Source organism: Bacillus sp. ISL-35 (genome assembly GCF_018613355.1).
GTDB lineage: Bacteria > Bacillota > Bacilli > Bacillales > Cytobacillaceae > Mesobacillus.
In genome coordinates this window covers 100,572-117,100 of sequence record NZ_JAGGQK010000007.1, presented here as the reverse complement: position 1 = coordinate 117,100, position 16,529 = coordinate 100,572, and the positions used below count along the sequence as shown (strand labels likewise).

The 16,529-nt window shown below is 45.4% G+C and carries 16 protein-coding genes; 10 read left to right on the top strand and 6 right to left on the bottom strand.

Annotated elements, in window-relative coordinates; all coding sequences use genetic code 11:
- Nucleotides 1-24: 24 nt before the first annotated feature.
- The 3 genes from J7E38_RS11970 to J7E38_RS11960 all read right to left on the bottom strand — a co-directional run bounded on the left by J7E38_RS11970 (nt 25) and on the right by J7E38_RS11960 (nt 2,145).
- On the bottom strand, nt 25-339 hold the full coding sequence (locus J7E38_RS11970; RefSeq protein ID WP_214707598.1) for a hypothetical protein: 315 nt from the start codon (nt 337-339) through the stop codon (nt 25-27).
- Between the two features lie 130 nt (nt 340-469).
- Nucleotides 470-694: a DUF1128 domain-containing protein gene (locus J7E38_RS11965; RefSeq protein WP_214707596.1), complete on the bottom strand. Its 225-nt coding sequence runs from the start codon at nt 692-694 to the stop codon at nt 470-472.
- Between the two features lie 95 nt (nt 695-789).
- On the bottom strand, nt 790-2,145 hold the full coding sequence (locus J7E38_RS11960) for an alanine/glycine:cation symporter family protein (protein WP_214707594.1): 1,356 nt from the start codon (nt 2,143-2,145) through the stop codon (nt 790-792).
- Between the two features lie 280 nt (nt 2,146-2,425).
- Here J7E38_RS11960 and J7E38_RS11955 point away from each other — a divergent pair, with 280 nt between their 5' ends.
- Nucleotides 2,426-2,788, top strand: a complete 363-nt coding sequence (locus J7E38_RS11955; protein ID WP_214707592.1) for a hypothetical protein — start codon at nt 2,426-2,428, stop codon at nt 2,786-2,788.
- A 52-nt stretch (nt 2,789-2,840) separates the two neighbouring features.
- Complete coding sequence (locus J7E38_RS11950) at nt 2,841-3,656, top strand: YihY/virulence factor BrkB family protein (protein WP_214707590.1); 816 nt, start codon at nt 2,841-2,843, stop codon at nt 3,654-3,656.
- A gap of 565 nt (nt 3,657-4,221) precedes the next feature.
- Here J7E38_RS11950 and J7E38_RS11945 read toward each other — a convergent pair.
- Entirely contained in the window at nt 4,222-6,141 is a 1,920-nt protein-coding gene (locus J7E38_RS11945) for a heavy metal translocating P-type ATPase (protein WP_214707588.1), read from the bottom strand.
- A gap of 192 nt (nt 6,142-6,333) precedes the next feature.
- On the opposite strand from J7E38_RS11945, the gene J7E38_RS11940 reads away from it, so the two are divergent.
- Nucleotides 6,334-7,272 carry a DMT family transporter gene (locus J7E38_RS11940; RefSeq protein ID WP_214707586.1) on the top strand — a complete coding sequence of 313 codons (939 nt, stop codon included), beginning with the start codon at nt 6,334-6,336 and terminating at the stop codon, nt 7,270-7,272.
- A gap of 251 nt (nt 7,273-7,523) precedes the next feature.
- On the opposite strand, the gene J7E38_RS11935 is transcribed toward J7E38_RS11940, so the two are convergent.
- Entirely contained in the window at nt 7,524-8,702 is a 1,179-nt protein-coding gene (locus J7E38_RS11935) for an MFS transporter (protein ID WP_214707584.1), read from the bottom strand.
- A gap of 149 nt (nt 8,703-8,851) precedes the next feature.
- Here J7E38_RS11935 and J7E38_RS11930 point away from each other — a divergent pair, with 149 nt between their 5' ends.
- The 6 genes from J7E38_RS11930 (at nt 8,852) to ggt (ending at nt 15,557) form a co-directional block, all read left to right on the top strand.
- Nucleotides 8,852-9,235, top strand: coding sequence for an OsmC family protein (locus J7E38_RS11930; RefSeq protein ID WP_214707582.1), 384 nt, complete (start codon nt 8,852-8,854; stop codon nt 9,233-9,235).
- 144 nt (nt 9,236-9,379) lie between these two features.
- On the top strand, nt 9,380-10,441 hold the full coding sequence (cax, locus tag J7E38_RS11925) for a calcium/proton exchanger (RefSeq protein WP_214707580.1): 1,062 nt from the start codon (nt 9,380-9,382) through the stop codon (nt 10,439-10,441).
- A gap of 698 nt (nt 10,442-11,139) precedes the next feature.
- Nucleotides 11,140-11,757: a YczE/YyaS/YitT family protein gene (locus J7E38_RS11920; protein ID WP_214707578.1), complete on the top strand. Its 618-nt coding sequence runs from the start codon at nt 11,140-11,142 to the stop codon at nt 11,755-11,757.
- A gap of 180 nt (nt 11,758-11,937) precedes the next feature.
- Nucleotides 11,938-12,729: a YfkD family protein gene (locus J7E38_RS11915; protein ID WP_483297169.1), complete on the top strand. Its 792-nt coding sequence runs from the start codon at nt 11,938-11,940 to the stop codon at nt 12,727-12,729.
- Between the two features lie 203 nt (nt 12,730-12,932).
- Nucleotides 12,933-13,736 carry a YtxH domain-containing protein gene (locus tag J7E38_RS11910; protein WP_214707574.1) on the top strand — a complete coding sequence of 268 codons (804 nt, stop codon included), beginning with the start codon at nt 12,933-12,935 and terminating at the stop codon, nt 13,734-13,736.
- Between the two features lie 135 nt (nt 13,737-13,871).
- On the top strand, nt 13,872-15,557 hold the full coding sequence (gene ggt / locus J7E38_RS11905) for a gamma-glutamyltransferase (protein WP_214707572.1): 1,686 nt from the start codon (nt 13,872-13,874) through the stop codon (nt 15,555-15,557).
- Between the two features lie 38 nt (nt 15,558-15,595).
- Here ggt and J7E38_RS11900 read toward each other — a convergent pair whose 3' ends face one another.
- Nucleotides 15,596-16,099 (bottom strand): DUF421 domain-containing protein, encoded by a 504-nt coding sequence (locus J7E38_RS11900; protein WP_214707569.1) that lies wholly within the window; start codon nt 16,097-16,099, stop codon nt 15,596-15,598.
- 180 nt (nt 16,100-16,279) lie between these two features.
- Between J7E38_RS11900 and J7E38_RS11895 the strand changes: the two genes are divergently transcribed.
- The gene (locus J7E38_RS11895) at nt 16,280-16,465 is read left to right on the top strand and encodes an SE1561 family protein (protein ID WP_214707567.1); all 186 of its coding nucleotides are present in this window, start codon (nt 16,280-16,282) and stop codon (nt 16,463-16,465) included.
- Nucleotides 16,466-16,529 lie beyond the last annotated feature (64 nt).

Sequence of the window (16,529 nt, the reverse complement as noted above, 5' to 3'; positions counted from 1 at the left end):
CTCCTTGATTTTTTAATTTGGTCATCAAGGAGACTTAATCACATAATTCGATTGGAAAAAGACTGCCGTCAAGAATGAAAATTGGCTTCCGAATTTTGTTACCCAGTGATTAATTTGTGTGAAAGTGATAGTTGAAATAATAAGAACGAATACATTCAGGATGAAAAGGACTTTTTTATCATCCAAATCAGGACCTGGCAGTTGTTCATGGACTTGTTCCATGGGAAGAGTGACTTTTGATTTGGCGTCTACTGCTAGGTTTTTTTGTGCAGGAAGGGTTCCGTGAGCAAGTAAAAACAGGATAAACAGGCTGAGCGCGGACATAGTCAGCTTTTTCACGGTTCTCACTCCCCTTGAAAAGTAATAACACTATCGTATAACAATATATGCGCAGTGGAAACAAAAAAGTTTTGACATTTTTCTCAGAATAAAAAAACAGGCACCGTTTCATAGCCAGTGCCTGCTCCAATTACTGTTTTCTCAAGTTGCCTAACTCTTCGGCGATTGCCTGCATTTCATTCGGGCTGAAGGTGTTTTTCCGCATAATCATATCATAGATTTCCTTCAGTTCTTCATACATCTCGCCGTCAAAATGTGTCGACTTGATTGCACCGAGGTTCATGACATTCAATTTTTCCTTGATTTTTTCAATCATGTAATCAACGTTTTCAGGGGAATTTTTTGTTAAGTCCACTCCGTTCATCCTTTCAATGGTTGTACAACCATCTTTCCATGTCCGTTAAAAAAAGTCAATTACAAATCCGGCGCCAGTTGACACCGGATTTATCATTACGCACTTAACGATTTTTCCTCGTTTTTCTCTTCCTTGATCGTGTTCAATATTTTCCTTGTTTCAACGACAACAACGCCGGACAATCCAAGGAGTCCAATCAGGTTCGGGAAGGCCATCAGGCCATTCATCACATCGGCGACACCCCAAACGATTTCAAGCTGGGAAATCGCGCCGACGAACACAGCAGCGACAAATGCGATGCGGTAGTACAAAATAACATTTTTGCTGAAGAGATAGGAGAAGCATTTTTCCCCATAATAAGACCAGCCGATGATTGTTGATGAAGCGAAGAACAACAGCCCAATCGCCACAATTACAGAACCTGACTGGCCAAGGAACTTGTCAAAGGTAGCTGAGGTCAGGTCAGCTGCCGTCGTATCGCCCGTATACAAGCCGCCCATGACGATGGTGATTCCCGTGATTGAGCAGATGACGATTGTATCGATGAACACCTGGGTCATCGATACAAGTGCCTGGCGCCCAGGCAAATCCGTCTTGGCTGCAGCTGCAGCGATCGGTGCGGAACCAAGACCAGCTTCGTTCGAGAATACACCGCGGGCAACGCCCATCCGAATGACAGTTCCGAGGGCACCGCCGGCAACGGCTTCCCCTGTGAATGCATCTGTAAAAATAAGTCCAATAGCGGCCGGTACAAGATCAAAGTTCATGATCATGACGACAAGACCCGCGATGAGGTAGAACCCTGCCATCACAGGTACAAACAGGGCTGTCACCTTCCCGATGCTCTTGATGCCGCCAATCAGGACAAGAGCAGTAAAGATCGTCAAGACTAGACCTGTAATCCACGTAGGCACTGAAAAGGTCGACTGTACGACGCTGGCTACTGAATTCGACTGAACCAGGTTTCCGATTCCAAAAGCTGCAATCGCGCCAAATAGAGCAAATAAAACGCCGAGCCATTTTTGCCCAAGACCACGTTCAAGATAATACATCGGACCGCCGGACATCTCGCCATCCTTGTCCTCAACACGGTATTTAACAGCCAAAACAGCTTCCGCATATTTTGTGGCCATTCCGAAAAAGGCCGTAATCCACATCCAGAACACGGCGCCAGGTCCGCCTGTGAAAATCGCCGTTGCGACGCCGGCAATATTACCAGTACCGACTGTCGCGGCAAGTGCCGTCATCAAAGCCTGAAAATGAGAAATATCCCCGTCAGACCGCTGATCCTGTTTTTTCGAAAAAGCAAGCTTAAGTGAGTAAGGCAGCAGCCTCATCTGCAGAAAGCCAATGCGGATGGTCAGGTAGATTCCAGTCCCGACAAGCAAAATCAGGAGAGGGGGACCCCAAACCCAGCCGCTAATTTTTCCAATCCAATCTTCAAATGTCATAGTGCGCCCCCTTATAATTATCTTAAGAAAATGTTCTCTAACAAGAATATTCTGATAATTATCTTGAGTCAAGCGATATCCATCAGGTAAATCTTTGAATTACAGCTGTATCCCTGTTCCAAAGGCGTTTGACGGTCTTTAAAAAGTTATACCTTTTCAGGATTATTTGAAATTTTTTTCTGTGAGCTTGCATGAAGTGATGTCTATCGTGGAAAATGTTAGGTAGGTGGCAGGCAAGTATGGTCTGCAAAATCAGATGCAAGATATTAGGAGGAGAAAAATGGGCAGTTCGAATAAGTTTTGGATGGGTATGTTTTTAGGTGCATTAGCCGGGGGGGCGGTCAGCCTTCTGGAAAAATCAACGCGCCAGGCGGTAAAGGAGGATTTCAGCAAGGTATCGAGCGGAGTTACTTATGTTGTTAAACATCCAAATGAATTCATTGAAGATATGAAAGAAACAGTGAATAAAGTCCGGACAACAGTGGAACAAGTAACAGAGGACGTCGCCTTTATAACGGAAAAGGTCGAAGAGATTAAGGATGTGCCGCCCCAGATTACCGAATTGGTAAAAGGGACAAAAGAGTCATTGAGGAAAATAGCAGCATCAGGAGATACAAAGCAGCATATAGATGGACAAGAATGATGGATAGGCTGATCAGTAGCTGGAGCACGGAAGCCAAAAAAGAGGTGAATCAATGATTGATATATCATTTTTCAGGCAAATGTGGCACAGGATACAGGAGGACGATGTTCCGGCACTTGCTGCTCAGCTTGCGTACTTTTTTTTGCTTTCCTTGTTTCCGCTTTTGATCTTTCTGGTCACATTGGTTCCATATTTGCCAATCTCTGAAATGGATATCCTCGGTTTTTTTGATGATTATGCTCCAGGTGAATCGATGGACCTGATCAAAAACAGCCTTGAGGATATCATGAAAAAAGACGGAAAGTTGTTGTCTTTCGGATTGCTCGCGACTATTTGGTCTGCTTCCAATGGAATCAATGCAATTGTAAGGGCCTTTAACCGAGCCTATCGGGTAGAGGAAACAAGATCATTTATTGTCAGCCGGTTAATGGCCATTTTTTTGACGTTCGGAATGATTTTTGTTTTCCTCGTCGCGCTGCTTTTGCCGGTATTCGGAAAAGAGATCGGCAGCTGGCTGTTTGCGAATTTCGGTCTGAAGGAAGAATTCGTCTACGTCTGGAATATGTTACGATGGCTGATCAGTATCTTGATCCTTTTTATTGTTTTTCTCGGGTTGTACTGGATCGCACCAAATAAAAAGCTGACCTGCATAAGCGGATTGCCTGGATCCGTTTTTGCGACTGGTGGATGGGTGCTCGTATCACTTGGATTCTCCTACTATGTCAGCAACTTCGCTTCCTACACCGCTACGTACGGAAGCATCGGGGCGATCATCGTCCTGATGATCTGGCTCTATTTGTCAGCATATATCATTATCATTGGCGGGGAGATCAATGCCTATTTTAGTGAAAAGAAAGCCGGCTGCTAATGTCATTGACTCCTGAAATTACCTCTGTAACGTTCGCAGTTTTAGTAAAGGATAAAGAAGAGGCATGCTCCTCACTTTTTATAACAGGGGGAATTCAGGATGACAAAGAAGACGAAAAAAGACGGAAGCACCAAGCAAAAAGGCAAAAGCAACCACAGCCAAAAAACATCAGGCTCAGCAAACGGATCCAACGGATATCACTAACAACAAGCGCCCCCAATCGGAGGGCGCTTTACCTTTGGGTGGAAATCGAGAATGATCGACAGCAGGAGATCGAGTTTCGGGGATAGTGTCCATCATGAAGGCGATGACGGACAGAAATCGATGATACCCAAGGAAAAGTGTCCGTCACGAGGGTGATGACGGACAGAAATCGAAGAAACGAAAGGAAAAGTGTCCGTCATAAGGGCGATGACGGACAAAAATGGAAGAAATGCATAAGAAAGTGTCCGTCAATAAGGGTGATGATGAACAGAAATCGATGAAATGCACAGAAAAGTGTCCATTACATAACAAGACATCAAAAAAACTCCCGCCGGATCCGAAATCCGAGCGGGAGTCATCTTTATTTCAGCAACCTCAAGCTATTCAATATAACAAGGATCGTGCTTCCTTCGTGCCCGATGACGCCGTATGGCAGGTCGAGGAACTGCAGGAAGTTCGAGGCGATCAGGACCATGATCACTAAAATCGAAAACACGATATTTTGTTTGACGATGCGGTTCATCCGGCGCGACAGGTTGATGGCTTCGGCGATTTTCGGCAGGTCGTTTTTCATCAGGACGACGTCTGCTGTTTCAAGAGCTACATCTGAGCCTTCTCCCATGGCGATCCCGACATTGGCTGTTGCGAGCGCCGGCGCGTCATTGATGCCATCTCCGACCATGGCGACCTGGCCGTGGTCTTCTTTCAGCTTCTTCAATTCCTGAACTTTCGTTTCCGGAAGGCATTCTGCGATATAGCCTTCGACATGGCTCTCAGCAGCAATGGCTTTTGCGGTATTTTTGCTGTCGCCTGTCAGCATGACTGTATAGATGCCTTCTGATTTCAACAAATCGATGGCCTGTTTCGTTTCTTCCCGGACCACATCCTTGAGGGCGATCAGTCCGGCAAGCAAACCGTTCCGCTCAATGAAAACGATAGTCTTGCCTTCGGAAGCAAGTTGCACTGCTGCGCCTCCAGAGAAGGCTTCAGCAGCAGGCCTGCCGACAAAGTCGGCTTTTCCGATCCTCCAATCTTCGTTTTCGAAATGAGCTTTAACGCCCCATCCGGAAACATCCTCGATGCTTTCAGGATGCACAAGCTCCCTGCCAAGAGCATCCCTCGCATATTTCACGATCGCATTTGCCAGTGGATGGTTGGAGTGGCTCTCGATCGATGCGGCTTTAAGCAAAACATCATCACGGTCCAGACCGTCAGCCACGATCACATCCGTCACTTCCGGTTTACCCTTCGTGAGTGTGCCTGTTTTATCGAAGGCAATGGCTTTAAGGTGGCTGAGATTCTCCAGGTGGACGCCGCCTTTGAACAATATTCCATGCTTCGCCCCGTTCGAAATCGCTGATAACGTGGCCGGCATGATTGAGGCTACCAGGGCACATGGCGAGGCGACAACCAGAAGGATCATCGCCCTGTAAAACGTTTCTGTCCAGCTCCATCCCAACAGGAAGTGGGGAACAAACATCATCAGCACTACGACGGCGAGCACGACTTTTACATAAGTCCCTTCAAATCGTTCAATGAACAGCTGTGACGGGGATTTTTCGCTCTGTGCATTCTGGACAAGCTGGATGATCTTCTGGAATAGTGTTTCATCGTTTGGTTTGGTAATTTCAACTGTCAGGGAACCTGTCAGGTTTACAGTGCCTGCGAAAACATCATCTCCGGCATCCTTTGATACAGGGATGGATTCTCCGGTGATCGCAGCCTGGTCAATCGTTGTCTGGCCCCTGGCTATTTTGCCGTCGGAGGGAATCCTTTCCCCCGGTTTGACTAAAATTAAATCGCCGATTTCCAGCTCGGAAACATGAACTTTCGTTTCGACACCATTTGTGATTCTCAATGCTTCCTCTGGCTGCAGTTCCATCAATGAGGAGATTTCCTTATGGCTTTTGTTCATCGTATATGTTTCAAGCGCTCCGCTCATCGCAAAAATGAAAATCAAAATCGCGCCTTCTGTCCAATAACCAATGATGGCCGAGCCGATTGCTGCAAAAATCATCAGCATTTCAACATTCAATTCTTTTTCTTCGATTGTCGCTTCGATGCCTTCCTTCGCTTTGGCGAAGCCGCCGATTACATAGGCCAGGATAAAAGCGATGACCGACGCTGTCTGTGAATCTCCTTTGCTTAGGATCCAGCCGGCCGCAATCAGGACCCCGCTGATGCTGGCGGCAATCAGCTCTGCGTGAGGCTTGATTTTTCCGATGAAATCCCCTTCTGGAACACTGTTTTGTTTCGCAATTGCATTAGCTCCCTGTGCCATCCTTTTCTCCTCCTTTGACATCTCTAATTGATATTAATAATCACCATCATTACCCTTAAAAAATACGAAAGCTGCCACCGGAACGGTGACAGCAAAAAGCCAGAGCAAAAGATACATATTGTGTTCACTATTATGTTACCATACACTATATGCTTTTGAAAGAATTATGCGATAGTCTAAGGAGAAAGATAGATGACAACTAAAGACTTTTTTACCCATCCGCTTGGCATTGTTGTGTCAGCAGCAGGGGCAACCTTCCTCTGGGGAAGTGCGTTCCCTTTTATAAAATTGAGCTACGCAAGCCTGGACATCAAGCCGGATGAAATCGGCGAGCAAATGCTGTTTGCGGGCTACCGGTTCCTGCTTGCGGGGCTGCTGATCCTGATTTTGTTCCTGTTTTTAAAAAGGAATATGAAATTCAGGACAGAAACGACAAAGCCTCTTTTAAAAATAGGTCTGTTTCAGACATTCCTTCAATATGTCCTGTTTTACATCGGACTTAGCTACTCAACGGGGATCCAGGGATCGATTATCGCCGGCACGACGTCCTTCTTCCAGATCTTGCTGGCACATTTCCTGTATCCTGACGACAGGATGAGCCGTTTGAAGGTCGCCGGTTTGATGATCGGCTTCACTGGGGTCATTTTTGCGAACTGGCCAAATGGTGAATATGAAATCCACTTTGGCATCGGGGAAATCCTGCTTATGGGCGCGATGCTGGCTGGTGCGTACGGCAATATCCTGGCAAAACAGGGAAGTGCGAAAATGGAGGTCATTTACTTGACGGCCTACCAGATGATCCTTGGTTCTTTGGGATTGATTGCGATCGGTGCTTTCACTGTCGGACTGGTTCCATTCGATTTTGACCTCAAGTCCGGGTTGATGCTCATCTATCTGGCTTTCCTGTCTGCTACAGGATTCATCTTATGGAACAATGTCATGAAGTACAATCAGGTTGGAAAAGTATCATTATACCTGTTCATGGTGCCGGTATTCGGCGTCCTTTTATCATCGATGCTCCTTGGTGAAGCGCTCCATTATTTTGTTATAGCCGGATTAGTCCTGGTGGTGGCCGGAATCGTTATTGTGAACCGGCCAGCCCGTAAAAAAAACAGCCTCCCTGCCAAATAGGGAGGCTGTTTCTCGTTGTACAGGAATTATTAGATTAATTAGGTGTGGATAATTAGTATGGTTGTCTTAATCCAGCTCCAGCGCCTAGCCAGTTTTCCTCACCGAGTTGGCTTCTTCGAGTATCTTGCGATAAGCGTTAGCTTTGAGCAGCTCGAGACGCTTCGATCCTGCCAATGAAGTCAAAGAACGACTTCACTGTAAGGTCCTCGAGCGCTTGTCGGGGCTAAACGAGGCACTTGCGCTTTTTGTTATTATGCAGATTTTGCCTGCTGTTCAGACGCGTCATGTCGGACGGCGACCAGTGCGATGAAAATCAACAGCAGCATCGTGCTGATAACATAAAAGAAGCTAATGCCTTTCAGCCATTGGATGGCCAGTCCTCCAATGAACGGGCCGCTGATGCTGCCGAAACTGAAGAAAATGCCGCACATCAGGTTGCCTGCCGGAAGAAGCGACTTTGGCAGCAGGTCGGCCATATAACTGATTCCAAGCGAAAAAGTTGATCCCACAAGCGTCCCGGCTAAAAAGAAACAGATCAGCAGACCGATCGTCGAATTCTCCAGCAAACCGGCTGCGGTAATAGAGATGAAGCCGGACAGGGTAACGGTTATCAATACATTTCGCCGCCCGAGCTTATCACTCAAAATCCCAAGTGGAAGCTGTGAGAGGATGCCGCCAATGGCAAAGGCGGGAAGCAGGAGAGCGACTGCGTCGACACCGATTCCAGATCTCATCGCGTACACCGGGAAGTTTCCGTTAAGGCTTGCTTCCAAAAATCCATAGCCGAAGGGAGGAAGGAAAGCGACCCAGGCGTATTTAAACACCTTTCCGAACCTCTTCATGGTACCGAAGAAAGAAGTACTGTCAGTGTCATGTTCAGGCCGTTCATTTTTCAGCAGCCACACCGTAAGCCAGGCAGCAAGGCTGATGGCAGATGAAAGGATGAATGGCAGAGCAGTATTTATTTTTACAAGCCCGATCATCAATGGGCCAGCTGCGAATCCCAGCCCGAAAAATAATCCATAGATTGAAATATTCCTTCCGATCCGCTCTTTTTCCGAAAAGGATGTAATCCATGTCTGGGTGGCAAAATGGAGCATATGGTCGCCAATCCCGATGGCAAGCCTTAAGATAAACCAGAACCAGAACGATTTCCATAAAGGAAAGAATGCCAGCGAAACCGCAACGAGTAAGCCGCCGATAAGAATGATCGGCTTGTAGCCGAATCTGCGCAGCGGCGCTTCCATCAGCGGTGAAGCAATCAAGATGCCAATATACAATCCTGTCGCGTGCAAGCCATTCATCGATGATGACACGCCATCCTGTTCAAAGATGATCGCAATCAATGGCAGCAGCATCCCCTGGGAAAATCCCGAGATGGCAACGATGCTGACGAGGATCCAGAAACGAAGTTTTATGCTTAGATTCATGATTCAAAATCTCCCTGAGTATTGATACTCTTTTGATGTTAACGATATAAATTTTTATGTGCAATGTTTTTTTATTTTTAATTACAGGTAAAATAGTGTAATCTTCTTTGTGTCAGGGAAATATTTCTAGTTAAAAAGGAGAGAGTCAAATGGAATTTAAAATGAAGCCAGAGGTTGGTTTTTATACAGAAACAGGTTTTGGAAGACTGGACATTGCCGGGGATGATGAATATGGATTCAGGCCTTACCAATTGCTCGTTTCTTCAGTAGCGGTCTGCAGCGGCGGCGTCCTGCGCAAGGTTCTGGAGAAAATGAGGATGGAAATCGAGGATATCCACATCACGGCGGAAGCTGAACGAGTTGAAGAAGAAGCAAACCGAGTCAGCAAAATCACCGTCCATTTTCGCATTGCCGGAAGCAATCTCGATGAAAAGAAAATCGAGAAAGCAATGGTGCTGACAAGGAAAAACTGCTCGATGGTCCAATCTGTGGTTGGGAGCATCGAGGTTGAAGAAACGTTTGAAATCGTATAATGAGTAGTCACCTTTCCTTGGTTTTGTTTTTTCTTCGCAATTACCTTCATTCATTTATGGACTTTTGCATAAAGTGACTAACAATGAACAAAAAGGGGTACAGATATTGAAAAAACAATAAAAGCTACATAGAAAGGATTAACTATGGCGAATAAGATTTTTATGATTTTAACCTTCATCGGTGTTCCGTTATCTGTTATCGGAACTCTAATGCATTGGTCGAGCGTTTTGTTGTTTATCATTTACTGTTTGACGATTATAGCCCTGGCCAGCTATATGGGCCGGGCAACAGAAAGTCTGGCAATTGTAACGGGGCCGAGGATTGGCGGCTTGCTGAATGCGACCTTCGGCAATGCGGTGGAATTGATCATTTCCATTTTTGCATTAAAAGCGGGGCTGATTGGGGTTGTACTAGCCTCGCTGACAGGGTCCGTGTTAGGCAACCTCCTGCTTGTAGCCGGATTATCCTTTTTTGTTGGAGGACTGAAGTTCAAACGGCAGCACTTCAACGTGCATGACGCCAGACATAATTCGGCTCTTTTGATTTTTGCTGTCATTGTGGCCTTCGTCATTCCTGAAGTATTTGCGATGGATATGAACGAAAGCAGGACGCTCAGCCTGAGTGTCGGGATCTCGATTATCCTGATTGCGCTGTATCTTGCTGCACTATTTTTTAAGCTTGTCACCCACCGAGGCGTTTATCAGCCAAAAAATGAGGCTGGAACCGAGCACCACGAGGAAGAACCAGAATGGAGCAAGGGCAAAGCAATTACGATTTTGCTTGCAGCAACCGTTGCAGTTGCCTACGTTGCCGAGAATCTTGTTCACACCTTCGAGACTGTCGGTGAATCTTTTGGCTGGTCTGAATTATTTATCGGGGTCATTATCGTTGCGATCGTCGGTAATGCAGCCGAGCACGCCTCCGCTATCATCATGGCTTACAAAAACAAAATGGACGTCGCGGTTGAAATTGCCGTGGGATCGACTTTGCAGGTGGCTATGTTTGTGGCACCCGTTCTCGTGTTAGTTTCGTTGATGTTTGAAACGAGTATGCCACTGGTATTCTCAATGCCAGAAATGGTTTCGATGGCAGTTGCCGTGCTCCTTGCCATCAGCATTGCCAACGACGGTGAAACAAACTGGTTTGAAGGGCTTACACTTTTAGGTGCCTATGTTATAATGGGAATTGGATTTTACCTGCTTTAATATAATAGAACTAATGAACTCTGTTCCGAGAGGACAGGGTTCTTTTTTCGCTGTAAAAAGAACAAGCTTCACCCTGGAACAACGAGGATTTATCAACTATAGAGTTTTTCATGGACATTATGAGGCAAGGCAAAGTCAAAATGTCCAAGTAAAGCAGTTTAAAGGATATTTCGGAGTGTTGGAGCCACAAAAATGTCCAAGAAAAGCAGTTTAAAGGACATTTCGGAGTGTTGAAGCAATCACAATGTCCAAGAAAAGCAGTTTAAAGGACATTTCCGAGCGTTGTAGCAGCCAAAATGTCCAAGAAAAGCGGTTTAAAGGACATTTCGGAGTGTTGAAGCAATCAAAATGTCCAAGAAAAGCGGTTTAAAGGACATTTCGGAGCGTTGTAGCAGCCAAAATGTCCAAGAAAAGCAGTTTAAAGGACATTTCGGAGTGTTGGAGCAATCAAAATGTCCAAGAAAGCAGTTTAAAGGACATTTCCGAGCGTTGGAGCCACAAAAATGTCCAAGAAAAGCAGTTTAAAGGACATTTCGGAGCGTTGTAGCAGCCAAAATGTCCAAGAAAAGCGGTTTAAAGGACATTTCGAAGCGTTGGAACAGCCAAAATGTCCAAGAAAAGCAGTTTAAAGGACATTTCAGAGCCTGGGAGCAATCAAAATGTCCAATAGCAGGTTCAATAGAAGGAGAATACGGAATATGGCTTTTGTTTATCGCACTTTATTTTTTATCATTGGATTAATCATCTTATCATTTGGTATATCGATGACGATTAAAGCGAATTTGGGGACGGGCGCGTGGGATGCGCTCAATGTGGGTCTTTCGAAGACGGTGGGACTGACGCCTGGCAGCTGGGTTGTCATTGTCGGGATCATCATGATTTTCCTCAATGCCTCCCTGGTAAAAAGACGCCCGGATATTGCTGCAATCATTACGCTGCTTATCACGGGGCTGCTGATTGATTTCTGGTTATTGCGAGTGTTCGATGATATGTTGGTATCCGGTTATGGGAAGCAGTTTGGGGTATTCCTTCTCGGGATGGTGGCGTTGAGCTTCGGTCTGGCGGTCTATCTGCAGCCGAGATTCCCGTTGATTCCGATTGACAACTTCATGATGGCATTAAGGGAACGATTCAATCTGAACTTAATGGCAGCGAAGACGCTTGGTGAGGTGATTGCTCTGTCGGCGGCGTTCATCTTCAAGGGACCGATCGGGATTGGGACGTTGATTGTGACATTCGCAATCGGGCCGTTGATTCAATTGTTCTATCCTTATTGTGAGAAATTATATAATAAGCTGCTTACATCGGCGCGTTAGTTCTTTCATATAATTCCTGAGGTTCTGCTCATCTGGCAGAGCCTCTTTTTTTTCAACAAACTTTGGATAAAGAGGCGGAACTCCGAAAACACTATGAACAAACTTAAAAGTTTCCTGTAGTGAAAGGAGTATACACCGATGAAAAAAGTAGCAGCTATCCTTGTTATGACGATGGTGTTCATGATGTCTATTTTAGCGGTTGGGTTTGCTGAGGAAGGGAAGGCGAAAAAAGCTCCTCAGCCGAAGCAGGCGGAAAATACGAAGTATGTGATTCCGAATTCAGTCATGAATATCACGAAGGATAATACGTATCCGAACCCGACTGAAGACCTGCCTTTCCTCCAGCCAAGTGAGCTGACCAAGAATTTGATTAAAACGTCGAAGGTGAAGATCGAGAATCCTGATTTGATACGGATGCTGAATGAAACATCCATTAACAGCACTCCATTCGCGATCGGCTACCGGGCGATTGTTTACCTTGGTGAGTGGCCGTTGAATTATGAGTCGCAAGAGACCTCGCCGAACTGGGAATTCCAGAAAATCAATACGAATTATTTTGACAATCGTGGCGGGAATGCTATTTATCAAATCCATTATGTTCAAGAGCAGCAAAAAGTTGTGAAGGGCGGTTTAACGGCGAAAATCAAAAATGCCGAGGATGTACAGAAAATGATGCTGTTACAAGCAGCAAAGAAATCAGGTCTGCCGCTTGCGTTTGAAACGATTGTCGGAGCCGGTACGAAAAAAGACCATATCTACAATATCCAGCCGAAGCGTCTCGGTTATCTTTATGCCTATGCACCAGCAATCAATGAAAAAGGCAAGGTCACATATGGCGAAGTATACTTGATGCTAAAAGGCAGCAAGAAATTCATCGTTGTCAAAAATGTTGTTTCACAGGGGATTGGAGCATGGATACCGGTTCAGGACCATGTCAGCTTTGGATTCGTTTCCAGTGAACGGCCGAGATAATTTTTAATAAAAGACGCCTGGTGTCTAAAAGAAACCAGGTAATGAACCTGGCTTTCTGAAAAGAAGCCAGGCTTTTTTTATTGATGGCTAGTAATTTTTTCCTCTTGACAAAAGGCAGATATATCCTGTTTAACTGCTGTACATGCCGGGAATTAGATAGACATAACAAATTAACTCACCAAAAATTAAGGAGGAAATAGATTATGTCTGACAATATTCTTTCTAACAACAACCAAAATCCAATGGGCAACAATTCAAACTTGAACAACAGTATGTACTCTTCAACGGAGAATGCATCCTACGATACTACAACTGGAACAACAACTTACGCAAGCACAAATTCGGGAAATGGATATTCAAACAATTCATCCATGGGCGGCTACTCAAACAGCTATTCATTTGACAATTCCAGCAGTTCAAAGTCTTCTTCAAACGGCAAGCTGATGAAGGGTGTGCTGATTGGAGCCGCAATCGGCGGAGCAATGGCAATGCTTGACTCCAACACTCGCACGAAAGTGAAGGACAAGGCCGTCAACGCCAAAGATACATCCATGAATGTCATCAGCGAAGTAAAGAACAATCCTTCTGATGTGAAGGAACAAATGATGAGCAGCTTCAGGGAAGCTTCCAGCATTTTAAAAGAAGCGATTAGTGATGCGCAAAACCTTTACCAGCGCCTGAATGATGATGTATTCAGCAAGATGAATGAGGCGAAGTCCAATTCATCAGACGTAGTGCAGACAGTGATGGATGCCAAGGATGAGCTGAAGGAAGTAGGATCAAAAGTGAAGGAAGCAGGAGCAACCGCAATGGACAACCCGGTGGTCAATTCTGCAACTGAATCCGGTTCTTCTAACTCAGGTTCTTTTAACTCAGGCTCAAACCAAGCTGCTGATGCGTATGCAACAGGCATGGAAAGCAAGCCGTCTGATACAACAGGGCTGGGAAATACATCTAACGCCTTCACGGTATCTCCGGAAAACCAAAAAAATGATAACAATCGCTAATTAAAGCGAATACTAAAGCCAGTCCTGGAAAAGGACTGGCTTTTTGCTGTCAACCTTCCCATATATTTGCTTGTTTCTTTATTTAGTTACGAGGGTATTAACTAGTACAGTCAGTTAATTTAGGAGGATATGTCAATGGATAAGCAATTTAAACCACGCTCTGACAGGTGTGATTATGATAGAGAAACTGCAACGGGGAAAATCGCGATGGCTGCTTCAGCGCACCCTATAGCAACGAATGCCGCGGAAAAAATACTTCGTGACGGCGGGAACGCAATCGATGCAGCGATCGCGATCCAATTCGGCCTGAATGTCGGGGAACCGATGATGACAGGCATTGGCGGCAGCGGATTTTTCATGGTTTATCATGCAGAAAGCAAGACTACGAAAATTTTCGATGGTCATACAAGAGCACCGAAAGCCGCGCACCCTGAGCTTTTTTTAGATGAAAAAGGCGAAGTCATTCCGTTTAAAAAGCGGTCTACTCATGCTATAGGTGTCGGGGTTCCAGGTATTTTGAAAGCGATGGAAGCGGCGAGGAAGGAATATGGAACAAAACCGCTTGCCGAATTAATCGAACCTGCTGCCCAGGCTGCAGAAAAAGGTGTAGAGGTCAACTGGATTATGGAAGAAAGTCTTAATACCTTCGATTATCGACTCGGTGACCATGCAAGGGAATTATTTATGCCAGGCGGAAAGTCGCTTAAAGAAGGTGACGTATACCAGAAGGAGCATCTGGCAAAGACGTTCCGCATCCTACAGCGTGATGGCATCGAAGCTTTTTATGAAGGAGAAATCGGCGAAGCTATTATCTCTACGCTAAAGGAACTTGGCGGAATCATGGAGATGTCAGATTTAAAAGATTATGAAATTTCCATTGATGAACCTGTTTGGGGAACTTATCGAGGTTATAAAATTGCTTCTTCCAATATGCCAAGTGCCGGCGGAACCACGATGCTGCAAATTTTAAAGATACTTGAAGGCTTTGACCTCAGCAAATATGATGTGAAATCTTGGGAAAAGTATTACCTGTTCACAGAAGCGATGAGGATCGCTTTTTCCGACAAAATTGCCTTTTCCGGTGATCCGGAGTTTGGGGATATACCGTTAAAAGGAATGCTGAGTGAGGAGTACCTTGCAGAGCGCCGGAAATTGATTAATTGGGAACGAAGGAACGATGCAATTGATTTTGGAAATCCATGGGTTTATGGAGATGGTAATGAGATTAATATCGTCCGCCAGCCTTTTGAGGCTGAAAGAGAGAGAAGCGAAACGACTCATTTCACGGTAACGGACAAGTGGGGCAATATCGTTGCTTGCACTTCTACCGTTGAGCACCCGTTCGGTTCAGGAATCATGGTCAAGGATCATGGGTTTGTTTTAAATAATGAGCTGACAGATTTTGATGCCATTCCGGGCGGCCTGAATGAAATCCAGCCAGGAAAACGGCCTGTCAGCTGCAAGACGCCTACCATTGTCTTCAAGGACGATGAGCCTGTATTGACTTTGGGATCGCCAGGCGGTCCAACCATTGTCGGCTCCGTATTCCAGACGATTGTCAATGTTCTCGATTTTGGCATGGACCTGAAAGAGGCAATCGAGGAGCCGAGAATCTTTAATAGTACCGGCCCGTTGATTGGCTGGGAGTCGGGGATCAGTATGGAAGCAAAAGGTGAAATGGAATCAAAGGGCTTTGAATTCGCCGATGGACCATTCCCGCTTGGAAATGTCCAGGCTATCAAATTCGATCGTGAAAAAGGTGTCCTTCATGGAGCTGCCGATTCCAGCCGGGAAGGCAAAGCGACAGGACTGGATGAATAGGAACCAAAAAGCAGGCTGAAAAATTTCAGCCTGCTTTTTTATTGATCCACACTTGCAAGAGTATCCGTTTCTGAGTCCGATTTTTTGATCACGGAAATGCTGCCATCTGTTTCAAGAACAACTGCTTCCACCTGGTCCATTGAATTGATGCCGCTGGAACGCGCTGCCTGAAGGATTTCCACCTCCAAAACACGTTCTTTGATGATTTTTTCCTTTAAGAAATTCCCGCGGTAAAATAACAATTGCGGCTCCGATTTAATCAGCTTTTTGAAACCGTCTGAACGTACTGACAGCCATGCTACAATATATTGCAGGGCAATTAAAATAAAGAATGCTGAAACTCCCTCAACAAGTGCGACTTTTTTATTCAAAAGGATTGTCGCCAGGGTAGAACCAAGTGCGACCGTGACGACCAGGTCGAAAGCATTCATTTTGGACAGCGTGCGTTTACCGGAAACTCGCAATAAAAGAACAAGTGCGGCATATGCAAGGATCCCGACAATAAGGGTACGCCAGACAGCATCCCAAGAATTAAATAGCATTTTATCACCCCTTATATGTTTTTTCCTGAAAAAGCCTGTGCAAACATATTGGGAAGGGGGAATACTACCCAATAGCAATTGGGTTTTCAAAACTCCCTAAAACAGCACGCATTCTGATATATATTGCACAATTGCCCATTTTTCGGTAGGATGTTAACGGTAGTGAAAGGAGCGAGAATAGTGGGAAGTCAGATAAATGATAAAAATACACAGGTAGTATTCCTGAAGCAGCGTTTGGATATGTTTGCTGAACTGCTTGAAGCAATTGATCCGGAAGAAACGGAGCTGGAGGATATCGACCGCATGATCCAGATCGTCGAAGAAATGGATGCCAAATGCCGTGAATTCAAAAATCGCGATTTGTAAGGGACCTTTTATATGAGGTCTCTTTTTTATGCTGGCCGCTTGTCGGGACTGACCAGGGCGCTTC

Excerpts from the sequence above, each read along its gene's own strand:
- J7E38_RS11960 (WP_214707594.1), bottom strand. The coding sequence starts at position 2,145 with ATGACATTTGAAGATTGGATTGGAAAAATTAGCGGCTGGGTTTGGGGT.
- J7E38_RS11955 (WP_214707592.1), top strand. The coding sequence starts at position 2,426 with ATGGGCAGTTCGAATAAGTTTTGGATGGGTATGTTTTTAGGTGCATTA.
- J7E38_RS11950 (WP_214707590.1), top strand. The coding sequence starts at position 2,841 with ATGATTGATATATCATTTTTCAGGCAAATGTGGCACAGGATACAGGAG.
- J7E38_RS11945 (WP_214707588.1), bottom strand. The coding sequence starts at position 6,141 with ATGGCACAGGGAGCTAATGCAATTGCGAAACAAAACAGTGTTCCAGAA.
- J7E38_RS11940 (WP_214707586.1), top strand. The coding sequence starts at position 6,334 with ATGACAACTAAAGACTTTTTTACCCATCCGCTTGGCATTGTTGTGTCA.
- J7E38_RS11935 (WP_214707584.1), bottom strand. The coding sequence starts at position 8,702 with ATGAATCTAAGCATAAAACTTCGTTTCTGGATCCTCGTCAGCATCGTT.
- J7E38_RS11930 (WP_214707582.1), top strand. The coding sequence starts at position 8,852 with ATGGAATTTAAAATGAAGCCAGAGGTTGGTTTTTATACAGAAACAGGT.
- cax (WP_214707580.1), top strand. The coding sequence starts at position 9,380 with ATGGCGAATAAGATTTTTATGATTTTAACCTTCATCGGTGTTCCGTTA.
- J7E38_RS11920 (WP_214707578.1), top strand. The coding sequence starts at position 11,140 with ATGGCTTTTGTTTATCGCACTTTATTTTTTATCATTGGATTAATCATC.
- J7E38_RS11915 (WP_483297169.1), top strand. The coding sequence starts at position 11,938 with ATGATGTCTATTTTAGCGGTTGGGTTTGCTGAGGAAGGGAAGGCGAAA.
- J7E38_RS11910 (WP_214707574.1), top strand. The coding sequence starts at position 12,933 with ATGTCTGACAATATTCTTTCTAACAACAACCAAAATCCAATGGGCAAC.
- ggt (WP_214707572.1), top strand. The coding sequence starts at position 13,872 with ATGGATAAGCAATTTAAACCACGCTCTGACAGGTGTGATTATGATAGA.
- J7E38_RS11900 (WP_214707569.1), bottom strand. The coding sequence starts at position 16,099 with ATGCTATTTAATTCTTGGGATGCTGTCTGGCGTACCCTTATTGTCGGG.